Origin of the sequence: Pseudomonas sp. G2-4 (genome assembly GCF_030064125.1) — a bacterium.
Taxonomy (GTDB): domain Bacteria; phylum Pseudomonadota; class Gammaproteobacteria; order Pseudomonadales; family Pseudomonadaceae; genus Aquipseudomonas.
The window spans coordinates 5,275,817-5,302,306 of sequence record NZ_CP125957.1; the positions used below are offsets into that span (position 1 = coordinate 5,275,817).

The 26,490-nt window shown below is 60.5% G+C and carries 25 protein-coding genes; 11 read left to right on the top strand and 14 right to left on the bottom strand.

Features of this window, described 5'->3' with window-relative positions:
• Positions 1–73: 73 nt before the first annotated feature.
• From lepB to lptF, 4 genes are all read right to left on the bottom strand, one after another.
• Positions 74–928, bottom strand: a complete 855-nt coding sequence (gene lepB, locus QNH97_RS23090; RefSeq protein ID WP_283554063.1) for a signal peptidase I — start codon at positions 926–928, stop codon at positions 74–76.
• A gap of 5 nt (positions 929–933) precedes the next feature.
• Complete coding sequence (lepA, locus tag QNH97_RS23095) at positions 934–2,733, bottom strand: translation elongation factor 4 (RefSeq protein ID WP_283554064.1); 1,800 nt, start codon at positions 2,731–2,733, stop codon at positions 934–936.
• A 256-nt stretch (positions 2,734–2,989) separates the two neighbouring features.
• Positions 2,990–4,051, bottom strand: a complete 1,062-nt coding sequence (gene lptG / locus QNH97_RS23100; protein ID WP_283554065.1) for an LPS export ABC transporter permease LptG — start codon at positions 4,049–4,051, stop codon at positions 2,990–2,992.
• Positions 4,044–5,165, bottom strand: a complete 1,122-nt coding sequence (gene lptF, locus QNH97_RS23105; RefSeq protein ID WP_283554066.1) for an LPS export ABC transporter permease LptF — start codon at positions 5,163–5,165, stop codon at positions 4,044–4,046. The genes lptG and lptF overlap by 8 nt, the downstream gene beginning before the upstream one ends.
• A 386-nt stretch (positions 5,166–5,551) precedes the next feature.
• Between lptF and QNH97_RS23110 the strand changes: the two genes are divergently transcribed.
• The 5 genes from QNH97_RS23110 to rlmF all read left to right on the top strand — a co-directional run bounded on the left by QNH97_RS23110 (position 5,552) and on the right by rlmF (position 12,341).
• The gene (locus tag QNH97_RS23110) at positions 5,552–7,042 is read left to right on the top strand and encodes a leucyl aminopeptidase (RefSeq protein ID WP_283554067.1); all 1,491 of its coding nucleotides are present in this window, start codon (positions 5,552–5,554) and stop codon (positions 7,040–7,042) included.
• Between the two features lie 60 nt (positions 7,043–7,102).
• Complete coding sequence (locus tag QNH97_RS23115; RefSeq protein ID WP_283554068.1) at positions 7,103–7,531, top strand: DNA polymerase III subunit chi; 429 nt, start codon at positions 7,103–7,105, stop codon at positions 7,529–7,531.
• 7 nt (positions 7,532–7,538) lie between these two features.
• Complete coding sequence (locus QNH97_RS23120; RefSeq protein WP_283554069.1) at positions 7,539–7,904, top strand: DNA polymerase III subunit chi; 366 nt, start codon at positions 7,539–7,541, stop codon at positions 7,902–7,904.
• A gap of 260 nt (positions 7,905–8,164) precedes the next feature.
• Complete coding sequence (locus tag QNH97_RS23125) at positions 8,165–11,011, top strand: valine--tRNA ligase (protein ID WP_283554070.1); 2,847 nt, start codon at positions 8,165–8,167, stop codon at positions 11,009–11,011.
• A 253-nt stretch (positions 11,012–11,264) separates the two neighbouring features.
• The gene (gene rlmF, locus QNH97_RS23130; RefSeq protein WP_283554071.1) at positions 11,265–12,341 is read left to right on the top strand and encodes a 23S rRNA (adenine(1618)-N(6))-methyltransferase RlmF; all 1,077 of its coding nucleotides are present in this window, start codon (positions 11,265–11,267) and stop codon (positions 12,339–12,341) included.
• A 188-nt stretch (positions 12,342–12,529) separates the two neighbouring features.
• On the opposite strand, the gene QNH97_RS23135 is transcribed toward rlmF, so the two are convergent.
• Positions 12,530–12,811, bottom strand: a complete 282-nt coding sequence (locus tag QNH97_RS23135; RefSeq protein ID WP_053149369.1) for an HU family DNA-binding protein — start codon at positions 12,809–12,811, stop codon at positions 12,530–12,532.
• 395 nt (positions 12,812–13,206) lie between these two features.
• Here QNH97_RS23135 and yejK point away from each other — a divergent pair, with 395 nt between their 5' ends.
• Both yejK and QNH97_RS23145 read left to right on the top strand, forming a co-directional pair.
• Complete coding sequence (gene yejK, locus QNH97_RS23140; protein ID WP_283554072.1) at positions 13,207–14,211, top strand: nucleoid-associated protein YejK; 1,005 nt, start codon at positions 13,207–13,209, stop codon at positions 14,209–14,211.
• Complete coding sequence (locus QNH97_RS23145; RefSeq protein ID WP_283554073.1) at positions 14,211–14,567, top strand: glutaredoxin family protein; 357 nt, start codon at positions 14,211–14,213, stop codon at positions 14,565–14,567. The genes yejK and QNH97_RS23145 overlap by 1 nt, the downstream gene beginning before the upstream one ends.
• Before the next feature lie 111 nt (positions 14,568–14,678).
• On the opposite strand, the gene QNH97_RS23150 is transcribed toward QNH97_RS23145, so the two are convergent.
• The 5 genes from QNH97_RS23150 to QNH97_RS23170 all read right to left on the bottom strand — a co-directional run bounded on the left by QNH97_RS23150 (position 14,679) and on the right by QNH97_RS23170 (position 18,594).
• The gene (locus QNH97_RS23150) at positions 14,679–15,614 is read right to left on the bottom strand and encodes a glutathione S-transferase family protein (protein WP_283554074.1); all 936 of its coding nucleotides are present in this window, start codon (positions 15,612–15,614) and stop codon (positions 14,679–14,681) included.
• Between the two features lie 79 nt (positions 15,615–15,693).
• Positions 15,694–16,017: a GIY-YIG nuclease family protein gene (locus QNH97_RS23155; protein WP_283554075.1), complete on the bottom strand. Its 324-nt coding sequence runs from the start codon at positions 16,015–16,017 to the stop codon at positions 15,694–15,696.
• A 40-nt stretch (positions 16,018–16,057) separates the two neighbouring features.
• Complete coding sequence (locus QNH97_RS23160; protein ID WP_123344389.1) at positions 16,058–16,528, bottom strand: nuclear transport factor 2 family protein; 471 nt, start codon at positions 16,526–16,528, stop codon at positions 16,058–16,060.
• An 88-nt stretch (positions 16,529–16,616) separates the two neighbouring features.
• The gene (locus tag QNH97_RS23165) at positions 16,617–17,945 is read right to left on the bottom strand and encodes a CynX/NimT family MFS transporter (protein WP_502944413.1); all 1,329 of its coding nucleotides are present in this window, start codon (positions 17,943–17,945) and stop codon (positions 16,617–16,619) included.
• Positions 17,935–18,594, bottom strand: coding sequence for a FadR/GntR family transcriptional regulator (locus tag QNH97_RS23170; RefSeq protein WP_283554077.1), 660 nt, complete (start codon positions 18,592–18,594; stop codon positions 17,935–17,937). The genes QNH97_RS23165 and QNH97_RS23170 overlap by 11 nt, the downstream gene beginning before the upstream one ends.
• A 167-nt stretch (positions 18,595–18,761) precedes the next feature.
• Here QNH97_RS23170 and QNH97_RS23175 point away from each other — a divergent pair, with 167 nt between their 5' ends.
• Positions 18,762–19,073, top strand: coding sequence for a type II toxin-antitoxin system MqsR family toxin (locus tag QNH97_RS23175; protein WP_283554078.1), 312 nt, complete (start codon positions 18,762–18,764; stop codon positions 19,071–19,073).
• Positions 19,070–19,552: a type II toxin-antitoxin system MqsA family antitoxin gene (locus QNH97_RS23180; protein ID WP_123417102.1), complete on the top strand. Its 483-nt coding sequence runs from the start codon at positions 19,070–19,072 to the stop codon at positions 19,550–19,552. Before QNH97_RS23175 ends, QNH97_RS23180 begins: the two co-directional genes overlap by 4 nt.
• A 59-nt stretch (positions 19,553–19,611) precedes the next feature.
• Here QNH97_RS23180 and QNH97_RS23185 read toward each other — a convergent pair whose 3' ends face one another.
• From QNH97_RS23185 to QNH97_RS23200, 4 genes are all read right to left on the bottom strand, one after another.
• Complete coding sequence (locus QNH97_RS23185) at positions 19,612–20,376, bottom strand: amino acid ABC transporter ATP-binding protein (protein ID WP_003205299.1); 765 nt, start codon at positions 20,374–20,376, stop codon at positions 19,612–19,614.
• 10 nt (positions 20,377–20,386) lie between these two features.
• Positions 20,387–21,484: an amino acid ABC transporter permease gene (locus tag QNH97_RS23190; protein ID WP_283554079.1), complete on the bottom strand. Its 1,098-nt coding sequence runs from the start codon at positions 21,482–21,484 to the stop codon at positions 20,387–20,389.
• A 10-nt stretch (positions 21,485–21,494) separates the two neighbouring features.
• Positions 21,495–22,676 (bottom strand): amino acid ABC transporter permease, encoded by a 1,182-nt coding sequence (locus QNH97_RS23195; RefSeq protein WP_283554080.1) that lies wholly within the window; start codon positions 22,674–22,676, stop codon positions 21,495–21,497.
• A 65-nt stretch (positions 22,677–22,741) separates the two neighbouring features.
• Positions 22,742–23,773, bottom strand: coding sequence for an amino acid ABC transporter substrate-binding protein (locus QNH97_RS23200; RefSeq protein ID WP_283554081.1), 1,032 nt, complete (start codon positions 23,771–23,773; stop codon positions 22,742–22,744).
• A 474-nt stretch (positions 23,774–24,247) separates the two neighbouring features.
• Between QNH97_RS23200 and QNH97_RS23205 the strand changes: the two genes are divergently transcribed.
• Entirely contained in the window at positions 24,248–24,904 is a 657-nt protein-coding gene (locus QNH97_RS23205) for an alpha/beta hydrolase (RefSeq protein WP_283554082.1), read from the top strand.
• 99 nt (positions 24,905–25,003) lie between these two features.
• Positions 25,004–26,467: an ATP-dependent RNA helicase RhlB gene (gene rhlB / locus QNH97_RS23210; protein WP_283554083.1), complete on the top strand. Its 1,464-nt coding sequence runs from the start codon at positions 25,004–25,006 to the stop codon at positions 26,465–26,467.
• Positions 26,468–26,490: the final 23 nt, after the last annotated feature.

The window sequence follows — 26,490 nt, forward strand, 5'->3', positions numbered from 1 at the left end:
CTTCATGCTTTCTGGCGCCTTGTGCAGGCTCCAGAAATGCATTCGGCGCTGTGTTCAACAGCGCCGTGGGTGATTACTTGATCAGGCCAACCCGCGAGAAATTCGGCAGGTGACTGAGTTTGGGTTCCGGCCAGCTCATCCAGACCGCGAAGGCCTTGCCGACGATATTCCGGTCGGGGACCATGCCCAGCATGTCCTTGGGAATGTTTGGATCATCCCAGTAACGGCTGTCGTTGGAGTTGTCGCGGTTGTCGCCCATCATGAAATAGTGCCCGGCCGGCACGGTCCAAGAACGGTCCGGCGTAGCGCGGTAGCGGCTCATTTCCTTGCGGATCAAATGCTCGGCTTCGCCGAGTTTTTCCTGGTAGAGCTCAGCGCTGCCCAGCGTGCCCGGCTCGGAGCCGATCAGCTGTTCGGCCACCGATTCGCCATTGACGAACAGGCGCTTGTCGGCGGTGTAGCGGATCGTGTCGCCCGGCAGGCCGACCACACGCTTGATGTAGTTGACGTTCGGGTCGCTCGGGAAGCGGAACACCATGACATCGCCGCGTTGCGGGTCACCGACCTCGATGACCTTTTTGTCGATCACCGGCAGGCGGATCCCGTAGGAGAACTTGTTCACCAGGATGAAATCGCCCACGTCCAGGGTCGGCTTCATCGAGCCGGACGGGATCTGGAAGGGTTCCACCAGGAACGAGCGCAGCACCAGCACGATGAACAGCACCGGGAAGAACGACTTGCCGTACTCGACCAGCAGCGGTTCCTTGTTGAGCTTTTCGACCACCACACCATCAGGCTGGCTGACGCTGCCCTGATAGGAGGCGATGGCAGCCCGGCGCCGAGGCGCCAGGAACAGCAGATCAAGCAACGCCAACAGACCGCAGACGAACACGGCGATAACCAGCAACAGCGGGAAATTTAGCGACATAGGACCTAACTATCCAACCTGAGCACCGCAAGGAAGGCTTCCTGTGGAATTTCCACGTTACCCACCTGCTTCATGCGTTTTTTACCGGCCTTCTGCTTTTCCAACAGCTTGCGCTTACGGCTGACGTCGCCGCCGTAGCATTTGGCCAATACGTTCTTTCTGAGAGCCTTGACGGAGGTCCGCGCAATAATCTGTCCGCCAATGGCGGCCTGGATTGCAACGTCGAACATCTGACGCGGAATCAGTTCTTTCATCTTCTCGGTCAACTGGCGACCTTTGTAGTGCGCATTGTCTTTGTGCACGATCAGCGCCAGGGCGTCGACTTTGTCACCGTTGATCAATACATCCAGCTTCACCAGATTAGCTGATTGATAACGATCGAAATGGTAATCCAGCGAAGCATAGCCGCGGCTGGTGGATTTCAGGCGATCGAAGAAGTCCAGGACCACTTCGTTCATCGGCAAATCGTAGGTCACCTGGACCTGGGTACCGAGGAACAGCATGTCGTGCTGCACGCCACGCTTTTCGATACACAGGGTAATGACGTTGCCCAGGTGTTCTTGCGGCACAAGAATATTGGCCCGCACGATCGGCTCGCGCATGTCTTCGATGGCCGACAGGTCTGGCAGCTTGGACGGGTTGTCGACGTAGATGGTTTCGCCGTTCTTGAGCAGCAGCTCGAAGATTACGGTCGGCGCCGTGGTGATCAGGTCCAGGTCGTACTCGCGCTCAAGGCGCTCCTGGATGATCTCCATGTGCAGCATGCCGAGGAACCCGCAACGGAAGCCGAAGCCCAGCGCGTCGGAACTTTCCGGGGTGTACTGCAAGGAGGAGTCGTTCAGCGTGAGCTTTTGCAGGGCTTCGCGGAAGTCTTCGAAGTCGTCGGAGCTGACCGGGAACAGACCGGCATAAACCTGCGGCTGAATGCGCTTGAAACCTGGCAGCACGTCGACGTCAGGGGTCGAGCTCAAGGTCAGGGTATCGCCTACTGGCGCGCCGTGAATGTCCTTGATACCGGCGATGATGAAGCCGACTTCACCGGCTTTCAGGTCAACGGTAGCGGTATGTTTCGGGTTGAATACACCGACGCTGTCCACCAGGTGGATCTTGCCGGTGGACTTGACCAGGATCTTGTCGCCCTTCTTCACACAACCGTGGCGCACGCGTACCAGGGAAACGACGCCCAGGTAGTTGTCGAACCAGGAGTCGATGATCAACGCTTGCAGCGGATCTTCGATGTTGCCGGTCGGCGCAGGAATGGTGCGAACCAGACGCTCGAGCACTTCGTCGACGCCCAGGCCGGTCTTGGCACTGCACTCGACTGCATCGGTAGCGTCGATGCCAATGATTTTCTCGATTTCTTCCTTCACGCGGTCCGGATCGGCCTGGGGCAGGTCGATCTTGTTCAGCACCGGCATGACTTCAAGGCCCTGCTCGATCGCGGTGTAGCAGTTGGCGACCGACTGGGCTTCTACGCCCTGGCCGGCATCGACCACCAGCAACGCACCTTCACAGGCCGCCAGCGACCGGCTGACCTCATAGGTGAAGTCGACGTGGCCTGGGGTGTCAATGAAGTTCAGCTGGTACTTGATACCGTCGCGGGCGGTGTAATACAGAGTGACGCTATGGGCCTTGATGGTGATCCCGCGTTCACGCTCCAGGTCCATGGAGTCCAGGACCTGGGCTTCCATTTCGCGCTCGGCAAGGCCGCCACACATCTGGATGAAGCGATCGGCCAGCGTCGACTTGCCATGGTCAATGTGGGCGATGATGGAGAAATTGCGGATATGACTCAAATCACTCACGGATCAACACTCAAAAAGGCTGCAGGCATGGCCCGCCGAAAAATAGCCGGGAATTGTACCTGATACAGCGCGCAAGCGTCACGTTCGCCTGTCGACGAGCACATGTGGCGAGGGAGCTTGCTCCCGCTGGGCTGCGAAGCGGCCCTCGATTTATTCGCCGCGGCGGCATGTCAGGCAGGCGGTAGGGGACTGCTGCGCAGTCCAGCGGGAGCAAGCTCCCTCGCCACAGGAGCCCGCTCACCATAAGAAATTTGCGTCAACCCGCCCGGCGCAGCAGCCAGAACCCGGCCAATGCACAGACACCGGCCGGTACCAGCACCGCAAACAGCGGCGAGAAACCGAACACCAGGCTCGATGGGCCCAGCAAATCCTGGGCAATGCGGAACGTGAAGCCCACCAGCACGCCGGTAAACACCCGCTGGCCAAGGGTCACCGAACGCAGCGGGCCAAAGATGAAGGAAATCGCCATCAGTACCAGGGCGGCGGTGACCAGCGGTTGCAACACCTTGACCCAAAAAGCCAGCCAGTAGCGGCCATTGTTCAAGCCCTGGTCCGCCAGGTAGTGGATATAGCCCCACAACCCGGTAATCGACAGGGACTCTGGTGCCATCACCACGGTACTGAGCAGCTGCGGGCTGATCGACACGTCCCAACGCTCTTGCGCGGAGGCGACCACCTCGGTGCGCTTGTCATGGAACAGGGTGGTGGTGACATCGTTCAGTTGCCAGTGATCCTCGGCAAACTTGGCGCGCTTGGCGAAGCTCGACGACAGCATGTGCCGCTGCTCGTCGAAACGGTAACGGGTCACGCCATACAGGATGCCGTTGGGCTGGACCGAGTTGATGTGGATGAACTCATCGCCCTGGCGGTGCCACAGGCCGTGCTTGGCGCTTTGCGCATCACCGCCGCCCTGGGCCAGGGAACGGTTGGCCTGGGCGGTATTTTCAGTGGCCGGGGCAACGTATTCGCCAATCAACACCCCCACCAGCATCAGAACCAGCATCGGCTTCATCACTGCCCAGACGATCCGACCAATGGACACGCCGGCGGCGCGCATGATGGTCAGCTCGCTGTTGCTGGCCAGGCTGCCCAGGCCGATCAGGCAACCGATCAGCGCGGCCATCGGCAGCATGTCGTACAAACGCCGCGGCGCCGTCAGCAGCACGTAGCTCAAGACGTCCAACAGGGTATAGGTGTCGCTGACGTCGCCCATTTCATCGATGAAGGCAAACAGGGTCGCCAGGCCAAGAATGATCCCCAGTACCGCAAGGATCGCCATGAACACGCTGCTGCCGATGTAGCGATCGAGTTTAACCACGGGCCACCTCCAGCGCGCTGCGACGACTGGCCAGTTTCAGGCGTAGCGGCTCCCAATAGAGCAACCCCAGGCCGATGGCCAGGAAGATCGAGTGCACCCACCACAAGCCCAGGGCCGGTGGGATCTTGCCTTTCTCCAGCGCACTGCGGGCGGAAATCAGGATGGTCAGGTAAGCCATATACAGAAGAATCGCCGGCAGCAGCTTGAGGAAACGGCCCTGGCGCGGATTGACCCGCGACAGCGGGACCGCCATGAGGGTCACGATGAACACCAGCAGCGGCAGCGACAGGCGCCATTGCAGTTCGGTGCGTGCGCGGATGTCGTTGTTGCCCAGCAGGCTTGCGGTCGGCATCGCATCGCGGTCGGTGACTTCGTCGCTGACCTCGGGCTTGGGCAGCAGCACGCCATAGGTGTCGTACTTGATGGCGCGGTAATCGGCCTGCCCTGGCTTGCCGTCGTAGCGATAGCCATTTTCCAGGATCAGGTAGCGGTTGCCGTCAGGGTTGATTTCCTGCCGGCCCTTCTCTGCTACCAGCACCGAAATGCCGCGATCCTTCTTGGTATCGGAAGACAGGTTCTTTTGGGTAATGAAGACGCCGCCCAGGTTGACCCGGTCGTCCGAGAGCTGTTCGGTGTAGGTGACACGCGTGCCGTCACGCAGGGCCTGGAAACGCCCCGGCACCAGGGTATCGAATTCGGTCATGGCGTCCTGCTGGTTGATCAGCAGTTGAAACTGGTTGGCGCCCTGGGGCGACAGGCTCAGGCTCAGCCAGGCCACGACCAGCGCCACCAATGCGGCCGGGAACAGCGTGATGCGAAACAGTCGCTGCTGGCTCATGCCGGTGGCCGACAGCACGGTCATTTCGCTGTCCAGGTACAAGCGACCATAGGCCAGCAAAATGCCCAGGAACAACCCCAGCGGCAGGATCAGTTGCAGGAAGCCCGGCAGGCGGAAACCCATGATCAGGAACAGGGAGCCCGGGTCCAGGGCACCAGAGGCCGCTTGCGCGAGGTATTTGATGAAGCGCCCACTCATGATGATGACCAGCAGCACGGCGCTGACGGCGCTTAGGGTCAACAGGACTTCGCGGGATAGATAACGAAAGACGATCAAACCAGACACTCCAAGGTTGTCAGGCTAAGGCGGCCAAACAAGCAAACGTATCGAGCCGGCCCACCAAGGCGAACCGCCGAAAAAAGAGCCGCATTATCCTGTGATTGTGGGCGCCTGTCACTGCGCACGCTTTAAACCGGTGCTTAAAGCCGCAAAGTTAGCGTTGTCGAGGGTTGTCAGGCTCGGGCACCGGGGTTCAAACTGCGGCCTTTGTCGCCGGCGCGACCGTGACCGTTTCACTCAGGACTTGTGGCGAGGGAGCTTGCTCCCGCTCGGTTGCGCAGCAACCGCAAAGAAGCGGGGTCTGCTGCGCAGCCCAGCGGGAGCAAGCTCCCTCGCCACAAGTCGGCGCCTGGCATCTTGACCATTCATTCAGGGATCCGCACATGGAACTGGTTGTAAAAAGCGTCAGCCCAGAAACGTTTAAAACCGCCACGCTGGTGGTTGCCGTCGGTGAAAACCGCAAACTCGGCGTGGTCGCCACCCAGCTCGATACCCTTAGCGGCGGCGCCATCAGCGCCGTGCTCAAGCGCGGCGACCTGGCCGGCAAAGTCGGCCAGAGCCTGTTGCTGCACAACCTGCCCAACCTCAAGGCCGATCGCGTGCTGCTGGTGGGCGTGGGCAAGGATGCCGAACTGGGCGACCGTCCGTTGCGCAAAATCATCGCGGGCATGCTGGGCACCCTCAAGGGCCTGGGTGGCGCTGATGCCGCCCTGGCGTTGGACGAGTTGGTGGTCAAGGGCCGCGACAGTTACGGCAAGAACCGCCTGCTGGCCGAGACCCTGGTGGATGGCGAATATCAGTTCGACCAGTTCAAGAGCCAGAAAACCGAACCTCGTGCGCTGAAAAAAATCACCCTGCTGACCATCAAGGCCGCCCAGGCTGAAGTGCAGCGTGCCGTCACCCACGCCACCGCGATTGCCAACGGCATGGCCTTCACCCGCGACCTGGGCAACCTGCCGCCGAACATCTGCCACCCGACGTTCATGGGTGAACAGGCCAAGGCCTTGGGCAAGGAATTCAAAGGCCTGAAAGTCGAAGTCTTCGACGAGAAGAAAATCAAAGACCTGGGCATGGGTTCGTTCTACGCCGTCGGCCAGGGCAGCGCCCAACCGCCGCGCCTGATCGTCATGCAATACAACGGCGGCAAGAAATCCGAGAAGCCTTACGCACTGGTGGGCAAGGGCATCACCTTCGACACCGGCGGCATCAGCCTCAAGCCGGGCGCCGGCATGGATGAAATGAAGTACGACATGGGCGGCGCCGCAAGCGTGTTCGGCACCCTGCGTGCCGTGCTCGAACTGCAACTGCCGATCAACCTGGTGTGCATCCTGGCCTGCGCCGAGAACATGCCCAGCGGTACAGCTTCGCGTCCGGGTGACATCGTTACCACCATGAGCGGCCAGACCGTGGAAATCCTCAACACCGACGCCGAAGGCCGCCTGGTGCTGTGTGACGCCCTCACCTACTCCGAGCGCTTCAAGCCGCAAGCGGTGATCGACATCGCGACCCTGACCGGCGCGTGCGTCGTCGCCCTCGGCGCCCACACTTCGGGCCTGCTGGGCAACAACGACGAACTGATCGGCCAACTGCTCAGCGCCGGCCAGCAAGCCGACGACCGCGCCTGGCAGTTGCCATTGTTCGATGAGTACCAGGAACAACTGGACAGCCCGTTCGCCGACATCGCCAACATCGGCGGTCCGAAAGCCGGGACTATCACGGCGGCGTGCTTCCTGTCGCGCTTCACCAAGAACCTGAACTGGGCGCACCTGGACATCGCCGGCACGGCCTGGACCAGCGGCGGCAAGGACAAGGGCGCCACCGGCCGTCCAGTTCCCCTGCTGACCCAGTACCTGCTGGACCGCGCCAAGGCCTGACACCGATGACCGTCGTTGACGTCACCTGCGGGTGGCGCCATCGGCGGCTCAGGAACTGCAATGACCAAAGTCGATTTCTACATCCTGCCCAGCGCCGATCCGTCGGCGCGGCTGGATTTCGCCTGCAAGCTCACCGAAAAGGCCTGGCGCATGGGCCATCGCATCTATCTGCATTGCAGCGATGCCGCCCAGCGCGATGACCTCGATGCGCGCCTGTGGGCCTTCAAGGGCGAAAGTTTCGTGCCCCACGGCCCGGCCGAAAGCGAACCTGAAGGGCTGATCGTGCTAGGGCTGGGGGATGACTGCGGTCAGCACCAGGACCTGCTGGTCAACCTTGATCTGAAAGTGCCGACCTTCGCCCAGCGCTTCGCCCGCGTGGCGGAAGTAGTGGTGGAAGACCCGGCCATCCGACAAGCCGCGCGGGAGAGTTTTCGTTTCTACCGCGAACAGGGCTATCCTCTGCAAGACCACCGTTTACAGCGACTCTGAGCCTACGATGGACACTCCAAAACCGCCGCAAAAGCCCACGCACCTGCTGGATGACCTCGAATCGATCCGCCAGTTGCTCGGCGACGACAACCTGCAACCACCGCTGCTGACCGATACGGTGGAGCACGACCCCGTACACGACGAACAGATCCCGCTGTTGTTCGAGCCGATCAACGGCCAGCCCGAACCCAAGCCTGCGCCCAAGCCCGAGGCCAAAGGCCCCGACGCCCTGCTGCACCTGGACAGTGAGTTGCGCGCCGCCGCGCAGTTGATCATGCAAGACGTCATCGACGACTTCGCCCCCCACATCGAGACCGAGATCAAGCGTCGGCTGGATGCGCGGATGGAGCGGTTGCTCAGTCAGTACGAGTAATCGAGCCCTGCAGGATCAGCTCACACATTTCCTGATTGCTGAACACCTTGTGGGAGCGAGCTTGCTCGCGATAGCAGTGAGCCAGTCAACCTGAATGTGGCTGACCCACCGCTATCGCGAGCAAGCTCGCTCCCACAGTGTTCGGCTGCACCCACAAGCCCTCTGCCCGACAAGCCGCTCGCCGCTTGTGGCTTGCATCTCCCCCTCCCGCTATACTTCCCGGCTTTTCCTGAATAAATGCCAATAGGGTCCCGCCGCGCATGGATAAGACCTACCAGCCGCACGCCATTGAAACTTCCTGGTACAACACCTGGGAGTCCGAGAATTATTTCGCTCCGCAAGGCGCGGGCGATTCCTACACCATCATGATCCCGCCGCCGAACGTCACCGGCAGCCTGCACATGGGCCACGGTTTCAACAACGCGATCATGGACGCCCTGATCCGTTTCCGCCGTATGCAAGGCCGCAACACCCTGTGGCAACCGGGTACCGACCACGCCGGTATCGCCACCCAGATGCTGGTGGAGCGCCGCCTCGAAGCCCAGGGCCAGAGCCGTCATGACCTGGGACGTGAAAAATTCCTGGAGAAAGTCTGGGAATGGAAAGACGAGTCCGGTGGCAACATCAGCCGTCAAATCCGTCGCCTCGGCTCGTCCGTGGACTGGAGCCGCGAGCGCTTCACCATGGACGATGGCCTCTCGGAAGCGGTGAAAGAAGCCTTCGTGCGCCTGCATGAAGACGGCCTGATCTATCGCGGCAAGCGCCTGGTCAACTGGGACACCAAGTTGCACACGGCTATTTCCGACCTCGAAGTGGAAAACCACGACGAGAAAGGTTTCCTGTGGAACCTGAAATACCCGTTGGCCGACGGCGCCAAGACCGCCGAGGGCAAGGACTACCTGATCGTCGCCACCACGCGTCCGGAAACCATGCTCGGTGACGCTGCCGTGGCGGTGAACCCGAACGATGAGCGCTATCAGGCCCTGATTGGCAAGTTCGTCGAACTGCCTTTGGTTGGCCGGCGCATCCCGATCATCGGCGATGACTACTGCGACCCTGAATTCGGCACCGGCTGCGTGAAAATCACCCCGGCTCACGACTTCAACGACTACGAAGTCGGCAAGCGCCACAGCCTGCCGCTGCTCAACATCTTCGACAAGAACGCCAACGTGTTGCCGGCGGCCCAAGTGTTCAACCTTGACGGCACGCTGAACGAAAGCGTCGACGGCACGCTGCCGGCCGAATACGCCGGCCTCGACCGCTTCGAGGCGCGCAAGCAGATCGTCGCGGCGTTCGACGCCGCCGGCCTGTTGGTCAGCGTTGATGATCACGGCCTGAAAGTCCCGAAAGGCGACCGCTCCGGTACGATCATCGAACCGTGGCTGACCGACCAGTGGTACGTGTCCACCAAGCCGTTGGCCGAGCCGGCGATTGCCGCCGTGGAAGACGGTCGCATCCAGTTCGTGCCCAAGCAATACGAAAACATGTACTTCTCGTGGATGCGCGACATCCAGGACTGGTGCATCAGCCGCCAGCTGTGGTGGGGCCATCGCATCCCAGCCTGGTACGACGAGTCGGGCAAGGTCTACGTCGGTCGCGACGAAGCCGAAGTCCGCGCCAAGCACAACCTCGGCCCGGACGTTGCGCTGCAACAGGACAACGACGTACTCGACACCTGGTTCAGCTCGGGCCTGTGGACGTTCTCCACACTGGGCTGGCCGCAACAGACCGAGTTCCTGAAGAAATTCCACTCCACCGACGTGCTGGTCACCGGCTTCGACATCATTTTCTTCTGGGTCGCCCGGATGATCATGCTGACCATGCACCTGGTGAAAAACGAAGACGGCACACCGCAAGTGCCGTTCAAGACCGTCTACGTCCACGGCCTGGTACGCGACGGCCAGGGCCAGAAGATGTCCAAGTCCAAGGGCAACGTCCTGGACCCGCTGGACATCATCGACGGCATCGACCTGGAAACCCTGGTGCAGAAACGCACTTCCGGCCTGATGCAGCCAAAACTGGCGAAGAAGATCGAGAAGGCCACCCGCGAAGAATTCGCCGAGGGCATCGCCAGCTACGGCACCGACGCCCTGCGTTTCACCTTCTGCTCGCTGGCCTCCACCGGTCGTGACATCAAGTTCGACATGGGCCGCGTCGAAGGCTATCGCAACTTCTGCAACAAGATCTGGAACGCTGCGCGCTACGTACTGGATAAAGGCGAAGACTGCGGCCAGAACGGCGAAGCCTTCGAACTGAGCCTGGCCGATCGCTGGATCATTTCGCAGTTGCAACGCACCGAGGCCGAAGTGACGCGCCAGCTGGACCAGTTCCGTTTCGACCTGGCCGCACAAGCCTTGTACGAGTTCATCTGGAACCAGTATTGCGACTGGTACCTGGAACTGTCCAAGCCTGTGCTGTGGGACGAAAACGCACCGGTCGAACGCCAACGCGGCACGCGCCGCACCCTGGTGCGCGTGCTGGAAGTGGCCCTGCGCCTGGCCCATCCGTTCATGCCGTTCATCACCGAGGAAATCTGGCAGCGCATCGCACCGCTGGCCGGCGCCCAAGGCAAGACGATCATGCTGCAACCTTGGCCGGTGGCCAATGAAACCCGCATCGATCCGGCGGCTGAAGATGACATCGAATGGCTCAAGACCTTCATGCTGGGTCTGCGTAACATCCGCGCCGACATGAACATCGGCCCGGGCAAACCACTGGCCCTGTTCCTGAAGAACGCCAGCGCCGAAGACTTGCGCCGTCTCAACGAAAATGAGGCGCTGCTCAAGAAACTGGCGAAGCTCGAATCGGTGACCGTCCTGGCGGCCGGCGAAGAAGCGCCGCTATCGGCCACCGCCCTGGTCGGAGAGATGGAAGTGCTGGTGCCAATGGCCGGCCTGATCGACAAAGCGGCGGAACTGGCGCGCCTGGACAAGGAAATCCTGCGCCTCAAAGGCGAAGTGCAGCGAGTCGGCGGCAAGCTGTCCAACGCCGGGTTCGTCGACAAGGCCCCGGCCGAAGTCATCGAGAAGGAACGGGCCAAACTGGCCGAGGCCGAACAGGCCTTGGGCAAGCTGGCCGAGCAGCATGCGCGGATCGCCAGTTTGTAAGGGTGGTTCGTCACTGAAGAAGGAGGCCCTGGTGGCCTCCTTTTTTCTGCCTGTCGCTTTCTTACTGACGCAGCCCCCCCTGTGGGAGCGAGCTTGCTCGCGATAGCGGTGGGTCAGCTTGCATCAATGCCGGATGTGTCGCCGCCATCGCGAGCAAGCTCGCTCCCACATTTGAATTGTGCAGTCATCACGGCCAGGCTGGATGTGGGACAATACCCGCCACTTTTTGAGCCATCCCCGAATCGACCCGCCCATGACCACCCCCCGCACTCCCAAACCTGCACGCCAGAAGCCCAAGTCCACCACCGAGGCCAAGGCCGTGGCGCCGCGGGAGAAGGCCAGCCTGCATCCACGCAATCGTCACCAGGGCCGCTACGACTTCCCGGCGTTGATCAAGTCCACGCCTGAACTGGCCAAGTTCGTGATCATCAACCCGTACGGCAAGGAAAGCATCGATTTCGCCAGCCCCGACGCGGTGCGGGTGTTCAACCGGGCGCTGCTCAAATCCTTCTATGGCATCGCCCATTGGGACATTCCAGCTGATTACCTGTGCCCTCCGGTGCCAGGCCGCGCGGACTATGTGCACTTCCTCGCCGATTTGCTCGCCAGCCTTAACAACGGTGAAATCCCTCGGGGTGCGGCGGTGAAGGTGCTGGACATCGGCACGGGCGCCAACTGCGTCTATCCGCTGATCGGCTACAGCGACTACCGCTGGCACTTCCTCGGCTCGGAGATTGACCCGACGGCCATCGCCTCGGCCAAGGCCATTGTCCAGTCCAACGGGCTGAACAAGGCCATCCAGTTGCGCCAGCAAGCCAACCGCAAGCAGATCCTGCTGGGCTTGCTGGAGGACGCCGAGCGGTTCGACCTGACGATGTGCAATCCGCCGTTCCACGCGTCCCTGGAGGAAGCCACCAAGGGCAGCCAGCGCAAATGGCGGGCGCTGGGCAAGGCCGATCCGAAACGCAAGCTGCCGGTGCTGAACTTTGGCGGTCAGGCGGCTGAGCTGTGGTGCGAGGGTGGGGAAGCGCGATTCGTCACGCAATTGATCAGCGAGAGCGCACAACTGGCCGGGCAAGTGCTGTGGTTCAGCACGCTGGTGTCGAAGGCTTCGAACTTGCCGGCGATTCAAGCCGCATTGAAAAAGGCCGGTGCGCTGCACAGCCAGGTGGTGGAAATGTCCCAAGGGCAAAAGCAGAGCCGCTTCGTGGCCTGGAGCTTCCAGACTGAGGCCCAGCAACAGGCTTGGCGCCAGTCGCGGTGGGTCCGCAAGGACGCTGTGGCGAGGGAGCTTGCTCCCGCTGGGCTGCGCAGCAGCCCCAAGACCTGACACTTCGGCGAATCAGGCAGATCAGGTTCAGCCTGTTTTGGGGTCGCTGCGCAACCCAGCGGGAGCAAGCTCCCTCGCCACAAAAGCCGACTAGGAGGGGTTTATCCCCTCACCAAAGGCCACCTTTTCCAAGGCAACAAAAAACCGTGCCCGGATCGCTCCGCAGCACGGTTTTTTTTGCAACGATCTTACTTGTTGACCGCGTCGGTCAGGCCTTTGGCCACAACCAGCTTGATCACTTTCTTGGCAGCGATTTCGATGGCAGCGCCAGTCGAAGGGTTGCGGCCAGTACGGGCAGGACGCTCGGTGACTTTCAGTTTGCCAACACCTGGCAAAGTGATTTCGCCGCCGTTTTCCAGCTGATCGGCAACGATTTGGCCCAGTTGGTCCAGCAGCGCACGCACGGTGGTTTTCGGCGCGTCTACAGCTTCAGCCAAATCAGCGATCAGTTGGTCTTTAGTAAGAGCCATGTAGTGTTCCTTCCCTATCAAATTCATATGGATTGCAGAGTGCAGTGTCAGCCATCGAGCCCGATCTCTCTTGATCAGGCACCCTCGGCAATCACCACGACGGATCGGGGTAATAGATGCCGAAAACCGGGTTTGGTTCGACCTGACAGATGCTGAATGCACGCTTAACGCAGTGACTTCGCGTAAGACCGGGCAAAACTAGCACAACGCCTCTGAAATATCCGCCTCTAGCTACCCATTTGGTCAGCTTTCTTGCGCTAAAACGGTAAAATTTTGCATATGGGCTGTCGGAAGGGTCTGAAAGAGCCTTTGCAGGGTTCCAAAACCAGTGATTGCGGTACACTTGGCCTTTTTTGGGGAGCGCGCCCTCCTCTCTTTCATCAGCCGAGAAACCCATGCCGATCCGTCATTGCATCGTCCACCTGATCGACAAGAAACCCGACGGCACGCCTGCAGTGCTCCATGCCCGCGACTCCGAACTGAGCGAGTCCACAGCCATCGAGAACATGCTCGCCGACCTCAACGAGAGCTACAACGCCAAACAAGGCAAGGCCTGGGGCTTTTTCCATGCCGAGTCCGGCGCGCACCCGTTCAGCGGCTGGTTGAAGGAATACCTCGACGGCGGCAAGGATTTCACCGTTTTCAGTCGCGTTGCGGTGGAACACCTGCAAAAGCTGATGGAAGAATCCAACCTGTCAGTCGGTGGCCATGTGCTGTTCGCCCACTATCAACAAGGCATGACCGACTACCTGGCGATCGCCCTGCTGCACCACAGCGAAGGCGTGGCCGTCACCGATGAGCTGGACGTCACCCCGTCCCGTCACCTGGACCTGGGCCAACTGCACCTGGCGGCGCGGATCAACGTGTCGGAATGGCAGAACAACAAGCAATCCAAGCAGTACATCTCTTTCATCAAGGGCAAGAACGGCAAGAAGGTCTCGGAGTACTTCCGCGACTTCATCGGCTGCCAGGAAGGGGTCGACGGCCCCGGCGAGACCCGCACCCTGCTCAAGGCCTTCAGTGACTTCGTCGAAAGCGAAGACCTGCCAGAAGAGGACGCCCGGGAAAAAACCAAGACCCTGGTGGATTACGCCAGTAGCCAGGCCAAGCTTGGCGAGCCGATGGGCCTGGCCGAACTGTCCGAGCTGATCGACGAAGAGCGCCCGAAAGCCTTCTACGATCACATACGCAACAAGGACTACGGCCTGTCACCGGAAATCCCGGCGGATAAACGCACCCTCAACCAGTTCCGCCGCTTCACCGGCCGTGCCGAAGGCTTGTCCATCAGCTTCGAAGCGCACTTGCTGGGCTCCAAGATCGAATATGACGAAGAAGCCGGCACACTGATCATCAAGGGTTTGCCCACGTCGCTGACCGACCAGCTCAAGCGGCGTAATTGATGCTCGGTAGGGTGCTGAAGAAGTTTCTGCTGATTCTGCTGGTGGTGGTGACGTACCAGAACTGGGGCAAGATCGAGCGGGTGTTCAACCCGTCGCAGGGGGTTTCCGAGCAGGTCCGGACCAATGCCCGCGTCGTGCTGTATGCCACCGACTGGTGCGGCTACTGCAAGGCCACCCGTCGGTTCCTGGATGAGAAAGGCGTGCCGTTTCGCGAGTTCGATATCGAGAAAGATGCCCAGGCGCGCAAGGCCTACGAGGCGCTGGGCGGCCGGGGGATTCCGATCCTCGACGTGAATGGCACGTTGATGCGTGGGTTTGAGCCGGAGAATATTCTCAAGGCGTTGTCCGCCATCTGATCCCCCCCTTGTGGGAGCGAGCTTGCTCGCGATGGTGGCGGCACATTCAACATCACTGGCCCAGGCGGACCGCCATCGCGAGCAAGCTCGCTCCCACAGGTCATTCGTTGCTCAGCGCGCCTCGATCCGAAACCCAAACCGCGGGAAGTGCACATGCACCACTGCGCCACGCTCGTCTTCACGGCGCAGGACCAGTTCTTCACGGCCGGCAAACAGCAACTCGCCGATCACAGGGTCGACGCCATAGTCAGTCGCGGCAATCGATACCTGTTGCCCCTTCGTAAACCCGTTCGGCTCTTCGAATGCCTCATCCGGCAGCGCCTGCGGTGTTGCGTTGCGGGCCACTTCCAAGGCTTCTTCGGAACTCATCGCGTTCGACGCACCATGGCCGAAACCCAACACCCGCGCCAACCAGGTCGAGATGGCCGGGTAAGCGTCCACCAGCGGCGAAGTCACCGGCGTGCCCTTGAGGAACCACAACGAGTGGGCCATGGCGAAGTCGGCAATCGAGGGGTCACCCAACAGGAAGTCACCTTCCTCGCGCTGCAACTGTTGCTCAAGGCGCGCCATGATCGTCGGCCACTGGTGCCGGGCCTGCTCGGCCGACAGACGCGTGGTCGTGCCGCCACTGAACAACCCGGCGCGGTCGGCGATGAATGCCTTGATCGCTTCAGGCGGTAGCTTGGCAAAACGCACCGCCACCGATTCAGGCTGGAACACCAGGCTCACCGCATGCTGGAACACCACCGAATCGGCCCACGCCGCAAAAGACGCCGCGATCATTTCCCGGCCTTCGGGGAACAGCGCCGGCGAGGCTTTTTCCTGTTCCAGTCGGCGGGCAATCAGGGACGTGTCGCAATACACATCCGCACCAATCTGCAATACCGGAGTCTTGCGGTAGCCGCCCGTCAGGGCCGTCAGGTCGGGCTTGGGCATCATTGGCGGAATATGCACCGAACGCCAGGACAACCCCTTGAAACCCAACAACAGGCGGGCTTTTTCCGCGAAGGGAGACGTCGGGTAATGATGAAGAATCAGCTCTGACATGGGATTCGCCACTGCGGGGAGGAAGTCCCGCAGCTTAGCGCGCCATGGACGGGCGGCCTACCCTCCTGATGAGGGCCTATCAGTCTGGTTGATGAGGCAGCGCAGCACTCGCCACCAGGCATTCCTTGGCGCTTTTGCGGAGCTTTTTGATCAGCCGCTCCTGGCGCAGGGCTTCGCCCTTGTCGCGGCAAGCTTCGGTGTACACCAACGCCACCGCCGGGCTGGAGAGAAAGAAACGCGCGCCCTTGCCGCTTTGATGCTTGGCGAAACGCCGTACCGGGTCATCACTGATGCCGCAGTACAGCGAGCCGTTGGCGGCCCGTACCAGGTAGACGAACCAGGGTTTGCCCGGTTCGCTCGCGGTTTGCACAGGCGGATCGGCAGATAGGTTGGCGATGGTCACGGCATGTTCAACGGGCGGAAGGAAACAAGCCGCGATCTTATCAGCGACTGGCCTGGAATGCCCGCAGCCCCTTGAGGGCCTGGGCCCTGACGGCGTTGCGCACCAGCGGCGTCCAGCCCAGCAACAACCCTTTGGTGCCCAACGCCTGCCGGGACCAGCGCCACAGATCAAAGCTGTCATGGTGCTCGCAGATCTTGTCGTCGCGAAAAACGAAGCGCGCCTGAATGTCATTGATCACGATGTTGCCGGTCTGGCTGAACAGATAAGTCGCCACCCAATGGGCACCACCGGTACGCTCATCGCTGCGCACGTTATCGAAGGTCAGGGAAAAGTCCTTGGCCCGTGTGGTGAGCATGCGCCACATGTCGCCGGCATCGCGCCCGCGCAGCTCGCCGAACGCCGGGTCGCTGAACACCACGTCATCGGTGTAGCAGGCGCTCATGGCTTCGGCGTCCAGGCGCTGGAAGGCCTGGTAGAACCGGGTGATCACGGCGTTGTGGGCATCACTCATGGGCAGACTCCGAAAATTCGCTTCAATAGACCTGCACGATAATCTGCCGTCGCGGGGAACACTACCGTCATTCGCCATGAAAATGACATCAGCTAAGAGGAGGGACTCTTTCGCTGCTGACCCCAACGTACAACGTCCGGCCGGCTCCGATGCCCGCGATGATCGCTCCCAGGCCTACCAAGCCGAAGATCCAGCCCAGGGCATTCCAGCCGCCGGTCAGGTCGTGGACCACGCCCACCGCGAATGGCCCCAGGGACGCCAGCGTATAACCGAAGCCCTGGGCCATGCCGGAAAGGTTCGCGGCCACATGGGCGTCCCGCGAGCGCAGCACGATCAGCGTCAACGCCAGGCTGAACGCCGCGCCCTGCCCCAGGCCCAGCAAGATGGCCCAGCCCCACAGGCCCTCGATGGGTGCATAAAGGCAACCGAACAACCCGCCAAGGGCCATGAGCATGACGATCACAATGGCCAGGCGCTGGTCCTTGCCCCGCGTTGCCAGCCAGGGCGCCGCGAGGGAACTGATCAACTGCACGATGACCGAAACGGACAGCACGAGCCCGGCCTGGGTCGGGGTCAGGCCACGTCCGATCAGGATCGAAGGCAGCCAGCCGAACACGATGTAGGCCAGGGACGATTGCAGCCCCATGTACAACGTCACCTGCCAGGCGAGGGGATCACGCAACAAGCCGCGGACCCGATACGCCACTTGATGAGCACCGTGTTTCTGGCCCACTTGCGGCAACCAGAATACCGCCGCCAACAGTGCCGGAATCGCCCAGAAACCCAGGCCCAGGGCCCAACGCTGGTCCAGGTGCTCGCTCAACGGCACCGTCGCCCCGGCGGCCATCGCCGCGCCCAGGCACAGGGCCATGGTGTAGACACCGGTCATGGTACCGGCCTGTTTGGCGAAGTCGCGCTTGACGATACCCGGCAACAACACGCCGATCACGCCAATGCTCGCCCCGGCCAGGATACTGCCGGCGAACAGGCCGACCTGGCCGAAAGAGCTGCGCAAAATGATCCCGGCAGCCAGCGTCAGCAAGATCCCCAGCACCACGCGCTCGGCACCAAAGCGCCGCGCAAGCACCGGCGCCAGCGGCGCGAACAGGCCCAGGCACAGCACGGGCAGCGTCGTCAGCAAACCGGCCTGGGCAGCCGAAAGGCCCAGGCTTTTTGAAACGTCGCTGAGCAGCGGCGCCATGCTCGACAGCGCCGGACGCAGGTTCAGTGCCACCAGGATCAACCCGAGCAGCAATAACCAGGGCCGACACACCAACGGCGGCCGCTGCTGGGCCTGCTCGTCGTCGGCTTCGGCGTCGATCAACAGTTCTTCGAGTTCGGCGGCGCGCTTGGGCGTCGTCGAGGGAGTACGGTCAAGCAAATCGTGGGACATGGAAAGCTCGGGTTCAGGGTTCATTGATCAACTGCCGGCACAGGGCCTTGGCCCGTTGCGCATCCTGCCGTTCGACGGCGTCGAGGATTTCGCCGTGCAGGTCGAACACATGTTGATGACGAGGAACGATGTTGAGGCTCTGGCGCAATTGCGCGCCGATCACACTGGAAAAATAGCGATACAACTCGCTGAGGGCCGGGTTGTGCGCGGCGTCCACCAAGCGGCGGTGGAAGGCCAGGTCGCAAGCGATGTATTGCTCCAGGTCGCCGTGGTAATGCTCGCCACTGGCTTTAAGTGCCTGGCGCAAGGCCCGTAAATCTTCATCGGTGCGCCGCAGCGCGGCCAGGCCGATGGCCTCGACTTCGAGGATATGCCGGGTTTCCCGAGCCTGCTCCAACGAACAGCGAGACAGCACCTTGAGCGTATCCAGCGGGTCCACCGTCGCTCGCACGTAACTGCCGTCACCCTGGCGAATCTCGATCAACCCGGAAAACGCCAGCACGCGCATGGCTTCACGCACGGTGTTGCGGCTGATGCCCAGCTCGGCCACCAACTCGGGCTCGGTGGGCAACCTTTGCCCCACGACCCACACGCCATCACTGATGCGCTGGCGCAGTTGGTCCAGGGCTTGATCGACCAAGGAACGCTTAATCAATGGAGAAATGTCTGACATGGAACCCATCCTTTCATCCAATCATAGGATGAATTTTCTGACATGTTAGTCAGCTTCATGTGGGACGGCAACCGCCTACGGTCAGTGGGAGGGAAAAGAAACAGGATTTTCGATTAGTCAAAATTACCCTTTAAGGGTAATTTTAAGCGCAAGGGCAACGGTTTCTTATGGAAAAGAGCACACCCCATTACGACCTGGCGGCGATACAGGCAGATGTCAGGCAGCTTAAAGGGAAAGCTTTCACCAGCACTGCGAAGAACACTGCTCGGACGCTCGGTTTAAACGTCTCGGACATGCAGCAGATCATCCATGGGCTTGAGCGAAAACAGTTCTACAAATCGATGACCACCTATGACGATCATCGAGTCTGGCATGACGTCTACCACGCCAATTCACACGGTCTGCAGATTTACCTGAAGGTGACGTACCGCCCCAGCGGAGGCCCACCGGTAATTTCCTTCAAGGAGAAAAACTCATGAAACACCAGCAATGCTTCAGCTGTGGTGCCCCGGAAGGTATGTTGCATTTCGAAGGTCGCGGCGAAACCATGAGCGTCAAGGGACTGGAACGCCGGGTCGATGACTTGTCTGGCTGGGAATGTCAGATGTGCGGCGAAGTCGAGCTCGATGCAAGCTGCTCGGATCGCTACGACCACGCAGGTGATGAGCTGGTCAACGCGGCCAGGCGAATGATCGGCGAAGAGATCAAACGTGTCCGGCGCAAACTGCATCTATCGCAAAAGGAAGCGGTACTGCTGCTATCGGGCGGTGGACACAATGCGTTTTCCCGCTACGAGCGCGGCGAGGTAGTGCCACCCAAGGCGTTGATCTTGCTGATGCGCCTGCTTGATCGCTATCCGCATTTGCTTGCCGATGTCCATGCCTTCGCTGAAGACGCAGACTTGCGGCAATTCAAAACGACGGTGCACAAGGAACACGAGACCCTCACGGCTTGCTGAGCGGCCCATTAAAAACAAACCCGGACAAGTCCGGGTTTATTTCACCGCCTAAGACCGGATCAATGCAGGATCTGGCTCAGGAACAGCTTGGTGCGGTCGTTCTGCGGGTTGTCGAAGAAGTCGTTCGGTGCGGCCTGTTCGACGATTTCACCCTTGTCCATGAAGATCACACGGTTGGCCACGGTGCGGGCAAAGCCCATTTCATGGGTCACGCACAGCATGGTCATGCCGTCTTCAGCCAGGCCGATCATGGTGTCGAGTACTTCCTTCACCATTTCCGGGTCGAGGGCCGAGGTCGGCTCATCGAACAGCATGATTTTCGGTTTCATGCACAGGGCACGGGCGATGGCCACACGTTGCTGCTGACCGCCGGAGAGCTGGCCCGGATACTTGTTCGCCTGCTCTGGAATGCGAACGCGTTCCAGGTAGTGCATGGCGATTTCCTCGGCCTTGCGCTTAGGCATCTTGCGCACCCACATCGGCGCCAGGGTGCAGTTCTGCAGGATGGTCAAGTGCGGGAACAGGTTGAAGTGCTGGAACACCATGCCGACTTCACGGCGGATCGCTTCGATCTGCTTGAGGTCGTTGGTCAGTTCCACCCCATCGACCACGATGCGCCCCTGCTGGTGTTCTTCCAGGCGGTTGAGGCAGCGGATGGTGGTGGACTTGCCGGAACCCGACGGGCCGCACAGCACGATACGCTCGCCCTGCTTGACGTTCAGGTTGATGTCTTTCAACACGTGGAACTGGCCGTACCACTTGTTCACGCCCTGCATCTGAATAATGCCTTCAGGGCTCACAGGCTGTTTGATCGCTTCACTCATGAGTCAACTCCTAACGCTTGTGGCCAGTGTCCAGCTTGCGTTCCAAATGCATGGAATAGCGGGACATACCAAAACAGAAAATCCAGAACACCAAGGCGGCGAACACATAGCCTTCGGTGGCCATGCCCAGCCATTTCGGGTCGGCGGCAGCTTGTTTCACGCTGTTGAGCAAGTCGAACAGGCCGATGATGATCACCAGGCTCGTGTCCTTGAACAACGCGATAAAAGTGTTGACGATGCCCGGAATCACCATCTTCAAGGCTTGCGGCAGAATCACCAGACCCATGCTGCGCCAGTAACCCAGCCCCATTGCTGCAGCCGCTTCGTACTGGCCCTTGGGAATGGCTTGCAGGCCGCCGCGCACCACTTCAGCCACATAGGCCGACTGGAACAGGATTACCCCGATCAGCGCTCGCAACAGCTTGTCGAAGTTCATGCCTTCGGGCAGGAACAGCGGCAGCATCACCGACGACATGAACAGCACCGTGATCAACGGCACACCGCGCCAGAACTCGATGAAGGTCACGCAGACCACGCGGATAGCCGGCATGTTCGAGCGACGGCCCAGCGCCAGGACGATACCCAGCGGCAAGGCTCCGGCAATACCGACGGTGGCGATCACCAAGGTCAGCATCAGGCCGCCCCACTGGCTGGTCGACACGGTGGTCAGGCCGAACACACCACCGTGCAGCAGGCACCAGGCGATGATGGGATACAGTACCAGGAAGCTCAGGCCGTAGATCGCCTTGCGCGGGAAGCGCGAGATGAACAACGGTGCCACGCCGATGACCGCCAGCCACACGGTCAGGTCCACGCGCCAGCGCAGGTCCGTCGGGTAGTAGCCGTACATGAACTGGCCGAAGCGCTGCTGGATGAACACCCAGCAGGCGCCCTCCTTGGTGCAGTCAGCCTGAGTGGTGCCGACCCAGTTGGCATCGAGAATCGCCCAGCTGAGGATCGGTGGAACCACGAGGTAAATCAGGTAGAACGCGAACAACGTCAGCAAGGTGTTGAGCCAGCTGGAGAACATGTTCGCGCGCATCCACGCCACCACGCCGATGCTACTGCTCGGTGGGGGCATGTCGGGTTTGAAAGTATGGGATGTCATGCGCTTTTCCTCACCGCTCGATCAGCGCAATGCGCTTGTTGTACCAGTTCATCAGCAGGGAAATGCTGATACTGATCGCCAGGTACACGCTCATGGTGATGGCAATAACTTCAATCGCCTGCCCGGTCTGGTTGAGAACCGTACCGGCAAACAGCGAAACCATTTCCGGATAACCGATACCGGCCGCCAGCGAGGAGTTCTTCGCCAGGTTCAGGTATTGGCTGGTGAGCGGTGGAATGATCACGCGCAGGGCTTGCGGAATGATCACCTTGCGCAAGGTCGGACCGTTGCGCAGGCCCAGGGAATGGGCCGCTTCGGTCTGGCCGTGGCTAACCGACTTGATGCCCGAACGCACGATCTCGGCGATGAACGCCGCGGTGTACACCGTCAGCGCCAGGGTCAATGCCAGCAATTCGGGAATCAATACCCAGCCACCGACAAAGTTGAAGCCCTTGATTTCTGGCATTTCCCAGTGCACAGGCGCGCCGAAGACCAGGGCGCAGAGCGCCGGGATCACCAGGAACAGCGCCAGGCCCACCCAGAACTTATGGAACGGCTGACCCGTGGCTTCGAAACGCTTGTTGGCCCAACGAGTCATCAGCACGATGGCGACAATCGCCAGCACAACACTGACCACGAACGGCCAGAACCCTTCTGCTATCAATGCCGCCGGCATGTTCAGGCCCCGGCTACTGACAAAGAAGGTGTCGCCGAAGTTATGGGCGGCGCGCGGCCCCGGCATGGTCAGGAATACCGCGAAGTACCAGAACAGGATCTGCAGCAGCGGCGGGATGTTACGGAAAACCTCCACGTAGACCGTTGCGACTTTGGCGATGATCCAGTTCTTCGACAGTCGGGCCACGCCGACTATGAAACCGAGAATCGTCGCCAGGATCACGCCGATGAACGTCACCAGCAGTGTGTTGAGCAGCCCGATGACGAAGACGCGGGCATAGCTGTCCGCTTCGCTGTAGTCGATCAGGGTTTGAGCGATGCCGAACCCGGCGCTGCGCTCCAGAAAGCTGAAACCGGAGGTAATACCCCGGTGCTCCAGGTTGGTTTGCGTGTTGTCGAACAGAAACCAGCCTAGCGAGACCACCGCCACTATGGTGACGATCTGAAATACCCAGGCACGCACTCGTGGATCGCTGAGGCTGAGCCTCTGCTTAGGTGCGCCGATTGAATTTTGCATGAAGTGCCCCGCAAAGAATGGAACAGAACATCACCCGGTGGTTGGCCCACCGGGTGATAGAACCATCAGCGCACTGGTGGTGCGTATTGAATGCCGCCAGCGTTCCACAGAGCGTTCAGGCCGCGATCGATTTCCAGCGGGGTGCCTTTGCCGAGGTTGCGCTCGAACACTTCACCGTAGTTACCGACTTGCTTGACGATCTGGACAACCCAGTCTTTCGGCAGCTTGAGGTCTTTGCCGTATTCACCATCAGCACCGAGCATACGGGCGACGTCCGGGTTCTTGGTGGATTTGGCTTCAGCTTCAACGTTCTTCGAAGTGATGCCGGCTTCTTCGGCGTTGAGCATGGCGTAGCCAGTCCAGCGCACAACAGCCAGCCACTCGTCGTCGCCATTACGCACGACCGGGCCCAATGGCTCCTTGGAAATGGTTTCCGGCAGAACCACGTAGTCCTTCGGCGCGGCCAGCTTGCTGCGCTGGGCGAACAATTGGGATTTGTCGGAGGTCAGCACGTCGCAACGACCGGATTCCAGCGACTTGGCGCTTTCATCGGAGGTGTCGAAGGTGATCGGGGTGTATTTGAGGCCGTTGCCACGGAAGTAGTCGGAAACGTTCAGCTCGGTGGTGGTACCGGCCTGGATGCAGATGGTTGCACCGTCCAGTTCCTTGGCGCTCTTGACACCCAGCTTGTTGTTCACCAGGAAGCCGATGCCGTCGTAGTAGGTAATGAAGCCTGGGAATTTCAGGCCCATGCCCGCATCACGGGAACTGGTCATGGTGGTGTTGCGCGAAAGGATGTCGATTTCGCCGGACTGCAGCGCGGTGAAGCGCTCCTTGGCGTTCAACTGGCTGAATTTCACTTTGGTCGCATCGCCAAACACGGCAGCAGCCACGGCACGGCAGAAGTCCGCGTCAATGCCGAGAATCACGCCCTTAGCATCTGGGACCGAGAAACCCGGCAGGCCATCACTCACGCCACATTGCACAAAGCCTTTCTTCTGTACAGCATCCAGGGTTGCACCCGCCTGAGCGAACCCGCTGACACCGAGTACTGCTGCAGCAGTCACGACGGCCAGGGTGGATTTCAGTAACTTCATTCAAACCTCCAGTTTTGCTCTTGTTGTGTCGGAGCTCGAGTCCCATCGCACCCTTTTGAGGCATTGCCGACCCTTGTTGGCTTTTTTTCGGGTCAACCGACGTTTTGGACCTTCGCTATGAGTCTATTAATGAGAACGTCCACAAACAGTGGCCATGCCCACTTCTCACCAATCGGCCGAACGGGCTGTAGCCCTTCACGTTCGCGAAGCCCCGTAGCGGCTATTGGCGAACATCCATCACCGGATTTCTGATATCCCATGCGTCGCGTCTAGCTGATAGTGTTACCGCGCAGCGTAAGAATCATCACTCAGGGTTCCTCATAGCAAAGCCCGTACCACACCGCTGCGCTTAGCCCTTGTGAAACACGTCAAGACAAAAAGTTGTAGTTTTGCGACATCTAATTAACTGAGACACCAGGCGCGCACTGTAATCACGCACTGATTGAGCGCGACCGCACACTTTTGGAGCACACCATGACCGACCCCTTGATTCTCGAGCCCAGCGGCACTGCCGATGCGTGCGTTATCTGGCTCCACGGCCTGGGCGCCGATCGTTATGATTTTTTGCCAGTCGCTGAAATATTGCAGCAAAGCTTGCTCACCACGCGCTTCGTTCTGCCCCAGGCACCGACCCAGCCAGTCACCATAAACGGTGGCTCCGCCATGCCCAGTTGGTACGACATCCGTGCCCTGAGCCCGGCCCGGGCCATTGACGAACAACAACTGGAAGTCTCGGCTCAACGGGTCATCGACCTGCTCGAAACCCAGCGAGCCAGCGGAATAGACGCCTCGCGGATTTTCCTGGCCGGATTTTCCCAAGGCGGCGCGGTGGTTTATCACACCGCTTTCGTGAAATGGCAGGGTCCGTTGGGAGGCGTGATTGCGCTGTCCACCTATGCCCCGACGTTCAGTGATGAACTGCAGTTATCGGCCAGCCAGCAACGCATTCCGGTGTTGGCACTGCACGGGCAATACGACGAAGTGGTACTCAACCCGATGGGGCGCACCGCAAAGGAGTATTTAAAGCAGCATGGTGTCACCGTGACATGGCAAGAATACCCAATGGGCCACGAAGTGTTACCCGAAGAGATTCGCGACATCGGCGCCTGGCTGACCGAGCGGTTGCGCTAATACGCCTGTTAGCCATGTCAATGCATTGATCATCACACTACGCCGCGCCCGGTTCTTGCATTACACTGGCCGGCGTACATTCCTTAACCAATCGATGAGATGACCGTGCTCAAAGCACTCAAGAAGATGTTCGGTAAAAGCGAGGCCGAGCAGCTCGCGCCTGGCGCCAGCGCCCCTGTCCACAGCCAGAGCCGTACCGATGCGCAACAACCGCGCCGGGCGGCCCCTGTTGCACAGGCCAAAAAAGAGCCCGCCGCCCAGCCTCTTATTGCTCCTGAACCCGAAATGCCACATAACGAAGCCCCCAAGCCACGCCGCGAACGCGCACCAAAACCGCCGGTCGTCGCCTGGAAGCTCGAGGACTTCGTTGTAGAACCCCAGGAAGGCAAGACCCGCTTCCACGATTTCAAGCTCGCCCCTGAGCTGATGCACGCCATCCAGGACCTGGGCTTCCCGTATTGCACGCCGATCCAGGCGCAAGTACTGGGCTTCACCCTTGCCGGTAAAGACGCCATCGGCCGCGCCCAGACTGGCACCGGCAAGACCGCCGCATTCCTGATCTCCATCATCACCCAGCTGCTCCAGACCCCACCGCCCAAAGAACGCTACATGGGCGAGCCGCGGGCACTGATCATCGCGCCGACCCGCGAACTGGTGGTGCAAATCGCCAAGGACGCCGCCGACCTGACCAAGTACACCGGCCTGAACGTCATGACGTTCGTGGGCGGCATGGACTTCGACAAGCAGCTCAAGCACCTCGAAGCCCGCCACTGCGACATCCTGGTCGCCACACCGGGCCGTCTGCTGGATTTCAACCAGCGCGGCGACGTGCACCTGGACATGGTCGAAGTGATGGTGCTGGATGAAGCCGACCGCATGCTCGACATGGGTTTCATTCCCCAGGTACGCCAGATCATTCGCCAGACCCCACCGAAAAGCGAACGCCAGACCCTGCTGTTCTCCGCCACCTTCACCGAAGACGTGATGAACCTCGCCAAGCAATGGACCACCGACCCGTCCATCGTCGAGATCGAGGCGCTGAACGTCGCCAGCGAAAATGTCGAGCAGCACATCTACGCAGTGGCCGGCGCCGACAAATACAAGTTGCTCTACAACCTGGTCAACGACAACGGCTGGGAGCGGGTGATGGTGTTCGCCAACCGCAAGGATGAAGTGCGACGCGTCGAAGAGCGCCTGGTGCGCGATGGCGTCAACGCCGCCCAACTGTCGGGCGATGTGCCGCAGCACAAGCGCATCAAGACGCTGGAAGGTTTCCGCGAAGGCAAGATTCGCGTGCTGGTGGCCACCGACGTGGCCGGTCGCGGCATTCACATCGACGGTATCAGCCATGTGATCAACTTCACCCTGCCGGAAGAGCCGGATGACTATGTCCACCGGATCGGCCGGACCGGCCGTGCAGGCGCCGCGGGTGTCTCCATCAGCTTCGCCGGTGAGGATGATTCCTATCAGTTGCCGTCCATCGAGGCGCTGCTGGGGAAAAAGATCAATTGCGAAACGCCGCCGACGCATCTGTTGCGGCCGGTTGAGCGCAAGCGGCCCTGACCGCCGCTAGAAAAAAGAAAAGC

Coding starts and splice junctions, on each gene's coding strand:
- QNH97_RS23160 (WP_123344389.1), bottom strand. CDS start 16,528: ATGAGTGATGCCCACAACGCCGTGATCACCCGGTTCTACCAGGCCTTC.
- QNH97_RS23135 (WP_053149369.1), bottom strand. CDS start 12,811: ATGGCTCTTACTAAAGACCAACTGATCGCTGATTTGGCTGAAGCTGTA.
- rhlB (WP_283554083.1), top strand. CDS start 25,004: ATGACCGTGCTCAAAGCACTCAAGAAGATGTTCGGTAAAAGCGAGGCC.
- QNH97_RS23150 (WP_283554074.1), bottom strand. CDS start 15,614: ATGTCAGAGCTGATTCTTCATCATTACCCGACGTCTCCCTTCGCGGAA.
- lepB (WP_283554063.1), bottom strand. CDS start 928: ATGTCGCTAAATTTCCCGCTGTTGCTGGTTATCGCCGTGTTCGTCTGC.
- QNH97_RS23195 (WP_283554080.1), bottom strand. CDS start 22,676: ATGCAAAATTCAATCGGCGCACCTAAGCAGAGGCTCAGCCTCAGCGAT.
- rlmF (WP_283554071.1), top strand. CDS start 11,265: ATGACCACCCCCCGCACTCCCAAACCTGCACGCCAGAAGCCCAAGTCC.
- QNH97_RS23125 (WP_283554070.1), top strand. CDS start 8,165: ATGGATAAGACCTACCAGCCGCACGCCATTGAAACTTCCTGGTACAAC.
- QNH97_RS23190 (WP_283554079.1), bottom strand. CDS start 21,484: ATGACATCCCATACTTTCAAACCCGACATGCCCCCACCGAGCAGTAGC.
- QNH97_RS23165 (WP_502944413.1), bottom strand. CDS start 17,945: ATGAACCCTGAACCCGAGCTTTCCATGTCCCACGATTTGCTTGACCGT.
- QNH97_RS23205 (WP_283554082.1), top strand. CDS start 24,248: ATGACCGACCCCTTGATTCTCGAGCCCAGCGGCACTGCCGATGCGTGC.
- QNH97_RS23180 (WP_123417102.1), top strand. CDS start 19,070: ATGAAACACCAGCAATGCTTCAGCTGTGGTGCCCCGGAAGGTATGTTG.
- QNH97_RS23145 (WP_283554073.1), top strand. CDS start 14,211: ATGCTCGGTAGGGTGCTGAAGAAGTTTCTGCTGATTCTGCTGGTGGTG.
- yejK (WP_283554072.1), top strand. CDS start 13,207: ATGCCGATCCGTCATTGCATCGTCCACCTGATCGACAAGAAACCCGAC.
- QNH97_RS23185 (WP_003205299.1), bottom strand. CDS start 20,376: ATGAGTGAAGCGATCAAACAGCCTGTGAGCCCTGAAGGCATTATTCAG.
- QNH97_RS23200 (WP_283554081.1), bottom strand. CDS start 23,773: ATGAAGTTACTGAAATCCACCCTGGCCGTCGTGACTGCTGCAGCAGTA.
- QNH97_RS23175 (WP_283554078.1), top strand. CDS start 18,762: ATGGAAAAGAGCACACCCCATTACGACCTGGCGGCGATACAGGCAGAT.
- QNH97_RS23110 (WP_283554067.1), top strand. CDS start 5,552: ATGGAACTGGTTGTAAAAAGCGTCAGCCCAGAAACGTTTAAAACCGCC.
- QNH97_RS23115 (WP_283554068.1), top strand. CDS start 7,103: ATGACCAAAGTCGATTTCTACATCCTGCCCAGCGCCGATCCGTCGGCG.
- QNH97_RS23120 (WP_283554069.1), top strand. CDS start 7,539: ATGGACACTCCAAAACCGCCGCAAAAGCCCACGCACCTGCTGGATGAC.
- QNH97_RS23170 (WP_283554077.1), bottom strand. CDS start 18,594: ATGTCAGACATTTCTCCATTGATTAAGCGTTCCTTGGTCGATCAAGCC.